General features: G+C 39.8%; 6 protein-coding genes and 1 tRNA gene. 1 reads left to right on the top strand and 6 read right to left on the bottom strand.

What is annotated here, in order from left to right:
- Nucleotides 1-292: 292 nt before the first annotated feature.
- Nucleotides 293-2,035, bottom strand: a complete 1,743-nt coding sequence (gene argS / locus CWB78_RS10705) for an arginine--tRNA ligase (protein WP_055013070.1) — start codon at nt 2,033-2,035, stop codon at nt 293-295.
- Between the two features lie 62 nt (nt 2,036-2,097).
- Nucleotides 2,098-3,687 (bottom strand): peptide chain release factor 3, encoded by a 1,590-nt coding sequence (gene prfC, locus CWB78_RS10700; RefSeq protein ID WP_010387708.1) that lies wholly within the window; start codon nt 3,685-3,687, stop codon nt 2,098-2,100.
- A gap of 347 nt (nt 3,688-4,034) precedes the next feature.
- Between prfC and CWB78_RS10695 the strand changes: the two genes are divergently transcribed.
- The gene (locus tag CWB78_RS10695) at nt 4,035-6,692 is read left to right on the top strand and encodes an ATP-binding protein (RefSeq protein WP_138595510.1); all 2,658 of its coding nucleotides are present in this window, start codon (nt 4,035-4,037) and stop codon (nt 6,690-6,692) included.
- A 3-nt stretch (nt 6,693-6,695) separates the two neighbouring features.
- Here CWB78_RS10695 and rimI read toward each other — a convergent pair whose 3' ends face one another.
- From rimI to CWB78_RS10675, 4 genes are all read right to left on the bottom strand, one after another.
- On the bottom strand, nt 6,696-7,160 hold the full coding sequence (gene rimI, locus CWB78_RS10690; protein WP_008467686.1) for a ribosomal protein S18-alanine N-acetyltransferase: 465 nt from the start codon (nt 7,158-7,160) through the stop codon (nt 6,696-6,698).
- Nucleotides 7,147-7,431 (bottom strand): hypothetical protein, encoded by a 285-nt coding sequence (locus CWB78_RS10685; RefSeq protein WP_075169744.1) that lies wholly within the window; start codon nt 7,429-7,431, stop codon nt 7,147-7,149. Before CWB78_RS10685 ends, rimI begins: the two co-directional genes overlap by 14 nt.
- 65 nt (nt 7,432-7,496) lie before the next feature.
- Nucleotides 7,497-7,573 (bottom strand) — tRNA-Trp (locus CWB78_RS10680).
- A gap of 238 nt (nt 7,574-7,811) precedes the next feature.
- The gene (locus CWB78_RS10675; RefSeq protein WP_249930443.1) at nt 7,812-9,410 is read right to left on the bottom strand and encodes a response regulator; all 1,599 of its coding nucleotides are present in this window, start codon (nt 9,408-9,410) and stop codon (nt 7,812-7,814) included.
- Between the last annotated feature and the right edge of the window lie 241 nt (nt 9,411-9,651).

Raw genomic sequence — 9,651 nt, 5'->3', positions numbered from 1 at the left:
AGGTTCTAGGTTCTAGGTTCGTCAAAAGTTTTAAGCGCTCTGTAATACGTGTCACACTTTTCCTAGTGCCTAAAGCCTATTTCTTCCTAGTACCTTGTTACTTTTGTATGTGACTTAGGCTAAATAATTTTACCAACGCAGCTAAAGCGAACTACACGCAGCAGACGCTCACCTAAGTAGTTTAGTCTAAGATAAGGCGGACACTCGACTTATCCCTATGAGCATACGTAGTTGTATGTGATTAGGGTCAGTCGAGTGGACAACGCAGTATTAGATTAAAATACGACGGTGATTACATTTGCTCCATGACTTCGATACCTAGTAGATCTAAGCCTGTGCGCAGCGTATCTGCCACTAAATTACACAACACTAAACGACTATCACGAACACTTGGCTCTACGCCCTCTTTAAGTACTGGGCAAGCTTCGTAGAATGTCATATATAGGCTAGCTAGTTCGTATAAGTAACCACATAATACGTGCGGTGTGGCTTCATTGATCATCAGATCAAGAACTTCTTCTAACTGCAATAATTTAAGCGCGAGCGTTTTCTCTTGCGGCTCAATAATGCTCACATCAGCCTTTAAGCTTGCAGCATCAACACCTGACTTACGGAAAATACTGCGAACACGCGTATACGCATATTGTAAGTAAGGGGCTGTTGCGCCTTCAAAACTTAACATGCTGTCCCAGTTAAAAATGTAATCGCTGGTACGATGCTTAGAAAGGTCTGCGTATTTAACCGCGCCAATACCCACTTTACGGGCAATTTCACTACGGTCTTCGTCAGATAAATCTGATTCACGTTCAGCGAGTTTGGCTGCTGCACGAGTAATTGACTCTTCAAGTAAATCAGCTAATTTAACCGTACCGCCTGTACGGGTTTTAAATGGTTTGCCATCAGCGCCCATCATGGTGCCAAATGGGCAAAACTCGTAACTGGTTTCATCACGTAACAAACCGGCTTTACGCGCAGTAAGCTCTACTTGATTAAAGTGAAGGCTCTGGCGCGCATCAACAAATATCAAAATACGCTCAGCGCCTAGTTTGTTTGAACGGTAATCACACGCGGCTAAATCTGTGGTTGCATATAAGAAGCCGCCACCCGATTTTTGTACGATAAACGCTGAAGGCTCACCGTCTTTATTTGCTAGTTCATCTAAAAATACCACCTGCGCGCCTTGCGACTCTACTGCGATATTTTTATCTTTTAATAGGCTAATAATATCGTTAAGTTCACTGTTATAAGCACTCTCAGCCATAATGTCGGCAGGCGTAAGGGTTACATTTAAACGCTTATATACTTCCTCAGAGTGCTTCACTGAAGTGGCAATAAATAGTTTCCACAGTTTTTCACAGTGTGCGTCGCCACTTTGCAGTTTAACTACGTAGTTACGTGCTTTATCGGCAAAACCTTCTTCGTCATCAAAACGCTTTTTAGCATCGCGGTAAAAAGTTTCTAAGTCAGCAAGCGCAACAGTATCTAAATCAACACCTTGGTTAATTTGATCTTCTAAATGCGCTATCAACATACCAAACTGTGTGCCCCAATCACCCATGTGATTTTGACGAACAACGGTATCGCCTCTAAATTCAAGCGCACGTACTACCGCATCACCAATAATAGTTGAGCGTAAATGACCTACGTGCATTTCTTTTGCAAGGTTCGGCGATGAGTAATCAACCACTACTTTTTGTGGTTTGGCGTGCTCATTTACTGCAAGTTTTGCGTGGTTATTAGCGGCTTGTACGCTTTGTGCTAAAAACTCTGGCTTTAAGTGAATATTAATAAAACCAGGACCAGCAATTTCCGTTTTTTCGGCAATGTCGCTTACATCTAACTGATCAATAATTTTTTGCGCCAATTCACGCGGATTACTTTTCATTTTTTTAGCTGCGCCCATCGCGCCATTAATTTGGTAATCACCAAACTGTGGACGTGTGCTTTGCGTAACCGCTGGATTAGTATCTTCTGGCAGGCCTGCAGCGGTCATAGCGGCAATGGCTTTTTCTACTAAAATAGTACGAATATTCATTATATTATTTACCTTTATAAGCCCGCCAAAGCAGGCTTTGTGTTAATTCTAATGGCTAAGTGTTAGTTCTCACGCGTGTGGTTAAATGTCACTTCAGGGTAACGCTCAGTCGACAAGTTAAGGTTTACACGACTCGGCGCGATATAAGTTAAATTATCGCCACCATCGAGTGCTAAGTTGCTTTCGCACTTACGCTTAAACTCTTCAAACTTTTTAACATCATCACAGCTAACCCAGCGGGCTGTATTTACATTAACGCTTTCGTAAATTGCATCAACGTTATATTCAGCTTTTAAACGTGCTACAACCACGTCAAACTGCAACACACCTACCGCACCTACAATTAAGTCATTATTAATTAATGGTCTGAATACTTGTACTGCACCCTCTTCTGAAAGCTGTACCAATCCTTTTAATAACTGCTTTTGTTTTAATGGATCGCGCAGACGAATTCGGCGGAACAATTCAGGGGCGAAGTTTGGAATACCGCTAAACTTAATTTTTTCGCCTTGGGTAAAGGTATCACCAATTTGAATCGTACCGTGGTTATGCAAACCAATAATATCACCAGCGTAAGCATCAGCCGCACGCTCACGATCGCCTGCCATAAAGGTTACCGCATCAGAAATACTGACTTGTTTACCGATACGCACATGATTCATTTTCATGCCTTGGCTATATTTACCCGACACAATACGCATAAAGGCAATACGGTCACGGTGCTTTGGATCCATGTTGGCCTGAATTTTAAATACAAACCCAGTGAAGTTTTCTTCTGTGGCTACAACTTGGCGGTCTTCTGTCTCACGTGGTAATGGGGTTGGCGCCCACTGAGTTAACCCATCTAAAACATGATCTACACCAAAGTTACCAAGTGCGGTACCAAAATACACAGGCGATAACTCACCCGCTAAGAATAGATCTAAATCAAATTCGTGTGATGCACCAATAACTAGCTCTAGTTCATCGCGTAACTGCGCTGCAAGTTCATCACCAATGGCTTGGTCAAGCTCAGGGTTATCGAGCCCTTTAATGCTGCGTACTTCTTGAATAGTGTGACCTTGACCTGTTTTATATAAAATGGTCTCTTCGTTATGGATATGGTAAACACCTTTAAACTCTTTACCACAGCCAATTGGCCAAGTAACAGGTGCACAGGCAATATTTAGCTCTGTTTCTACTTCGTCAAGTAGTTCCATTGGGTCGCGAATATCACGGTCACATTTATTCATAAAGGTAACAATAGGCGTGGTACGCAGGCGTGTTACTTCCATTAGCTTACGGGTACGTTCTTCTACACCTTTAGCAGCATCAATTACCATTAAACACGAATCTACCGCGGTTAAAGTTCGGTATGTATCTTCAGAGAAGTCTTCGTGTCCTGGGGTATCAAGTAAATTAACTAACGCATTGTTATATGGAAATTGCATTACAGAGGTAGTAACAGAAATTCCACGCTCTTTTTCCATTTCCATCCAATCAGACTTAGCATGCTGATTAGAGCCACGGCCTTTTACCGTTCCAGCTTTTTGAATTGCTTGTCCGAATAACAATACTTTTTCAGTGATAGTGGTTTTACCCGCATCCGGATGCGAGATGATCGCAAAGGTACGGCGTTTATTAATTTCGCTAAGGAGATTTTGGTCTGCCATTAAAAAGGTTCTTTTAGTTGATATACGGATGTATTTGTATTTTAGTATGCTGAGCTTTCAAGGCTAAAAACAAGCTAACCTCTAAAGCTCAACATACCCCAACAAGAACCCAAATTAGCTCTTGTGACGCTATCCGTTAAGTTAATCGTAATTAAAGACTATTTTCGCTGATCTTGGCTTTATAAACAATCAATGGTTGGTTATTAACGGATCTTTTTTAAGTTTGGTGTTTTCAGCGATTATTAACAATAACGCTATAAATTGCCCACTAACTTAACACCAAGCTTGAGTAATAGGGCTGTAAATCATATTATTGGTCGATTACATGGAGGATTTGATGTTGGGTAATGAAAACCAGTAAGCTAAGTATTCGATTATTATGGTATATAACTCCACTGGTTATACTGCCATTGTTATTTTTAGGGGGCTTTACGCTCACTAATGTGACCAACTCTACGCAAAAGCAGGCCGACTTGATTATGAGTCGCTTTGTAGAACAACAACAGCAAAAAGTATTCAACTATATCGATTCTTTTCATGCAACGGCTAAGTTACTCTCTGCTTCACCGGTACTAAGTGACTTTTTAGCTAAAGATTTATTTGAAGACGCCAGCTATACCTATCGGCTTGGCGCGTTAATGGACGTATTTGCCAGTTACAGTGAAGCCTACCCTGACATTATTAGTATTAACTTAGTCTCAAAAACCGGTAAAAGTGACGCCTATTACTCCAGTAATTTAACCGTAGCGCCCAAATCCTACCCATTTTTTGATCAAGTAAAACAAAGTAATTTAAGCCAGCAGCAGTTTATGGTGCAAAAAGAAGATGGCACCACCAACTTATACTTTGTACAGCGCATATATAGCGTCGACTATTATTTAAAACGCCCACAACAGCTAGGCTTTATTATTCTTAAAGTCGACCCTTCTATTTTAAACACCAGCATTTTAGAAGCGCCTTATAACAACACCTTAAATTTGTTACTGGCCAACGATGGTAAAATTTTATTTAGCTCCGATTATAAAATGCGTGGCCACTATGTCAGCGAGTATGAACTAAATAAAATTAACGATTTAGCGGATATAGGTAGCTTATCAACCATTGAACTTTCAAGTGTTGATAAAATAGAGCGACTGATTTTTGCAGCCCAAATGAGTGGCGGCTACTATTATGTGTCGACCATTCCAAAAGCAGTATTGTATCAGTCAGGCAAAGCAATTAGTGTGATCACCGGGCTAATTGTTATTATTTCTGTGATCACCCTACCAATCTTAATTTTTATTGTGGTGCGTAATTTACTGCTTAACCCAATAGAATTATTAGGTGAAGCAAGTCATCGCGTTGGTGATGGCGACCTCTCTGTTACACTCCCTGCATATACTACGGATGAAGTAGGAATACTGTTTAACGACTTTAATCACATGATTAACCAAATTAAGCATTATCAACAGCAACTAGAAGAATATAAGCATCACTTAGAAGACAAAGTAGAAAGTCGGACTAAGGCGCTTGAGTCGATGAACAGTAAGCTTGAAACCGCCATCGCCCAAGCAGAACAAGCAAACCAGCTTAAAAGCCGCTTTTTAGCCAATATGAGTCATGAAATTCGCACTCCGCTTACAGCCATTATGGGATTTACAGAGCAACTACTGCATAGCGAAAAACCAACCAATGACAAACATCATTTAGGCACTATTCTACGTAACTCAAAACATTTGTTAGAGCTTATTAATAACATTCTCGATCTTTCAAAAATTGAAGCCGAAAAACTCGCGGTTGAGCAAACGCCGTTAAATGTTGTACAACTTATTCATGATGTTGAATCAATCATTAAACCTCTAGCACAAGAGAAGCAGCTGTCATTTACAATTAATTATGCACTTCCGCTACCGCATACTATTAATAGTGATATTACTCGCTTAAAACAAATACTGATTAATATTGCCAGTAATGCGGTTAAATTCACTGAGCAAGGTCAGGTTACAATAACCGCTAAATACCAAGCACCAAAAACGCTTACCTTTGTTATTGAAGATACCGGCATTGGTATGTCGTCAAACCAAATAAAACGATTATTTACGCCATTTGAGCAAGCCGATGCTACAACGACACGTCGGTTTGGTGGTACGGGATTAGGGCTGTGTATTTCAAAAAACTTGGCTCAGTTACTAGGTGGTGATGTAAGTGTAACCAGTGAGGTGGGTGTGGGTAGTTGCTTTACCATCGATATAGATTGCCATTTGCATAATAGCCATGGCGGCAATTTATTATTAACAGAGCATTCTCAACTAACACCAGAAAAGGATCCGCAGCTATCTTTTGCAAGCAACAGCTTTGATGCGCATATTTTGGTAGCAGAAGATAACCCCGATAATCAGTTACTGATTAAATTACTATTACAAACATGGGGATTAGAGCCCGATATAGCCAACAATGGTGCACAAGCGGTAGAAATGGCGCTGGTAAACGACTACCAGCTTATAATCATGGATATGCAAATGCCGGTTATGGGTGGATTAGAAGCAACTAAAATGCTCAGAGATGCGGCCTATGATGGCCCAATTATCGCCCTGACCGCGAATGTAATGAATCATGATATTGATACTTACCTTGAAGCAGGCTGTGATAAAGCGCTGGGTAAACCCATTGACAAAGACGCACTAGAAAATGTATTAGTCAGCTATTTACACCTTGAACGTGATAACCAAAACAAGTGGGATAGCTTATTGAAGAGTGAAAAGTTTCAGCAAATAAATGCTAATTACTTAGCAAGCTTACCTGATTATTTACAACAGATAAAAGCACTATATAACAGCCGTGACTGTGAGACATTACGCGCCCTTGCTCATAGTATTAAAGGCAGCGCTGGCTGTTTTAACTTTGATGAAATTTACCAAAGCGCCTCAGCGGTTGAACAAAGCTTAAAAGGCAATGATATGCCACAAAGAGAAAAACACGTTGCAGAACTTATTGCCGCAATAGAGCAAGCCATCGCTAATAAGTAATCGTTAAAAATTTAAACCCAGTGCCATGCCCATTAAAATCGCGTCTTCAAAGCCGTTTTTATTGGGAGCGTCACTGGGGTAATAATTTTTACGCACTGACATTTCAATAAAGCCTGCTCGTTCATACAAAGCAATAGCCCGTGTATTAGATTCGCGTACTTCTAAAAATAAGTTTTCGGCGCTGTGTTGCTCACCATAAGCTATAAACTGAGTTAATAACTGCTGAGCAAATCCTTGTCCCTGAAAGCTTGGGGCGACACAAATGTCCATTAGAGTAAAATCGGGTCCAGCTTTTTCACCAATATAAAAACCTATCATTTGCTCTTCATCGAACGCCGCTAAATTAAAATAACGTCCCTGCAAACATGATTGCATTGTTTTTAATGTCCAAGGATGTGTGTGGCAGCTGGTTTCAATGGCCATAAGCTCATTGATATTCTCATCGGTAACCGATTTAAAGTGTATCAAGGTGTTCACTCATTAATGCCCATAACGCACGTTTTTGTGCACTGGACAGGGAAGAATCAGGCAAGCCTAATTGTTGCTCATTAAACTCAATAGTTGATGACTTAACAATCTTGTCAATTATTACAGGCGCAAACGCACGCTCAATATCATCTTTTAACGTATCACAGAGTGTTAACGATGAATTAGCTGACTGCTCTGACGGAGCTGGGCGAAAGTGTTGATTAAGTTCAAGCTTTTCTATACCAAAAACAGATGCGTAACGTGAATGCATAACGACTCGATGGAATTAGTAAGTTGAATAATATATGAAGTAATCAAAACGATGTAAAGAAGAAATGGCAGGGGCGGAGAGATTCGAACTCCCAACCGTCGGTTTTGGAGACCGCTGTTCTACCAATTGGAACTACGCCCCTGCAATGACGATGAATTATAAAGACCTTTTGACAAAGGTAAAGTAAAAATTCAACTTTTTGGTTTGTTTGCTTTTTAAATAAACAAAACGGCGAATTAGCATGCTAATTTATGGTTTTTCACTTTTTAACAACTAGTATATTATTCAATCTCAATTGCTTGTAGCGTCTTAGCTCACTCAGAATAAAACTAAAGCAGTTATGATTTCAAACTTGCCATTGCGTAATTGCCTGTAGACACTTAAGCTTTATTTACTTTTAACTTTTTTAGCTCCTCTGTAATACTCAAAAGTGTTAGTGGCTTAGGCAAAACCGCATTCGCACCACACGCAATTAACCGTTCAGCTTCACTGCCAACTGTGGCACCTGTTACGCCAATAATGGGATTAACAAAGCCTTGCTCGCGCAGTCTAACAGTTAACTCGTAGCCATCACAATTTGGCATCATGATATCCGTGATGACTAAATCAAAATCGCCTGTGCTTGCCTGATTTAAACCAATAATACCATCCTCTGCTTCAGTCACTATCGCGCCATTTTGGGTAAGGATCTTACTGGCTATCATACGCAGCATAGGTGTATCTTCGACTAGCAGTATTTTTAGGTTTTGCAGTAATTCGAAATCATCCACTTTTACTGAGGCTGCATCATGCTCATCAACACTATGCAAAACAAAGACTAACTCAAAATTAGCGCCACCGTTTTCGCTACTAATATAACTTAAATCTCCATCCTCCAAAGTGTTAGCTATTTGCTTGCAGATATTAAGCCCCAGCCCAGTACCTTCACTCAATGTATCGCCACGTTCAAATGCATTAAACATCTTATCTCGAAATTTAACATCAATACCTTTACCATCATCAATAACATTAATACGATAATGGGTTTTATCATGGCTTAAGGATTCGGCTGATTTCATTACAGTGACTGTGCTGCCACCACTATGTAATATCGCATTCTTAATTAAGTTCTGAATAATTTGAAAGATAGCTTTAGTGGAGCCTATATGATGCTCTGTAACTGCTCTTTTTGCTGAGAAGTTAATAATAAAATTATACTTTTCGGCTAAAGGCTTTACTCCTTCAATCGCCCGTTCAACGGTATCATGAACCGATATAGTTTCATTATTCTTGTACACAGCTAAGGTAGCACTACTAGAGGACGTTTTCATATCATCCAACACACATAGTAAGTGACTGGATAACCGCTGCAGCTCTAAAATATTTTTCGAACAGTTTTGCTCAAGCTCAATATCTATTAGCATTTTTATGGTTGCAGCGGGTGTTCGCAACTCATGTCCAATGACTCCATATATTCGTTCATTTGTATCTAATTGCAATTGAGTTTTATCGACTAATGCTTGATAACTACTAAGAAGGTAATAAATTAAGATGGAAAGAACGATAGTGCTAAACACAACGCGTACCACAATCGCCGTGGTTTGGGGCTCACCATTGGCAAGTAACATTAATGGCGTAATATTTAAGATACACATGCAGATAATACGCGTTTGGCCCTTTAGGACGAGCACCAACACCACCACAAACAGCGGAGCTAAACTAGCTGGGACAACACCATTTACCAAAATAATAAAGGGAAAAGCCAAGGTAATCAAAATAGTCAATAGAGTTAACAAGCGTTGTCGAATTTTTTTAAAGGTAATAGCGCTTAATGCACATAACTCCCACACAGCAATTATCATTAATGACAATGTATTATTCGGCAACTCAAGTATAAATAAGCTAGCTGCAGTTAACAATCCACCCACACACAACAACCAAAGGATGAAAAGTTGCATTTGCTCTTCGAACCTACTTACCGCTGACTCATCAGTTCTCACAAAACCCCTCATTACCCTATATCAAATTGCGACCTAACAAGAAACTATTAAAGGTTTAGGATGGTATTTAACAATCCCCTCCTCCAATAAAAACGCTTTTACTCTTACCCTGTATTAATACATTTTTTTTATTAATTTTTAGCTAGTTGCAACGGGAGAGCTTAAACTGCAAATAGGGACAAAATTATATTCTCATACCTGAGTTGTTTGATTTTATTTATAGTATAGAACTGTTTTTTAA

This window comes from Pseudoalteromonas sp. S1612, from assembly GCF_005887175.1.
Classification (GTDB): domain Bacteria; phylum Pseudomonadota; class Gammaproteobacteria; order Enterobacterales; family Alteromonadaceae; genus Pseudoalteromonas; species Pseudoalteromonas undina.
Note: the sequence above shows the minus strand (reverse complement) of the source record. Positions and strands in the feature narration are given on the sequence as shown.

Coding starts and splice junctions, on each gene's coding strand:
- argS (WP_055013070.1), bottom strand. CDS start 2,035: ATGAATATTCGTACTATTTTAGTAGAAAAAGCCATTGCCGCTATGACC.
- prfC (WP_010387708.1), bottom strand. CDS start 3,687: ATGGCAGACCAAAATCTCCTTAGCGAAATTAATAAACGCCGTACCTTT.
- CWB78_RS10695 (WP_138595510.1), top strand. CDS start 4,035: ATGAAAACCAGTAAGCTAAGTATTCGATTATTATGGTATATAACTCCA.
- CWB78_RS10685 (WP_075169744.1), bottom strand. CDS start 7,431: ATGCATTCACGTTACGCATCTGTTTTTGGTATAGAAAAGCTTGAACTT.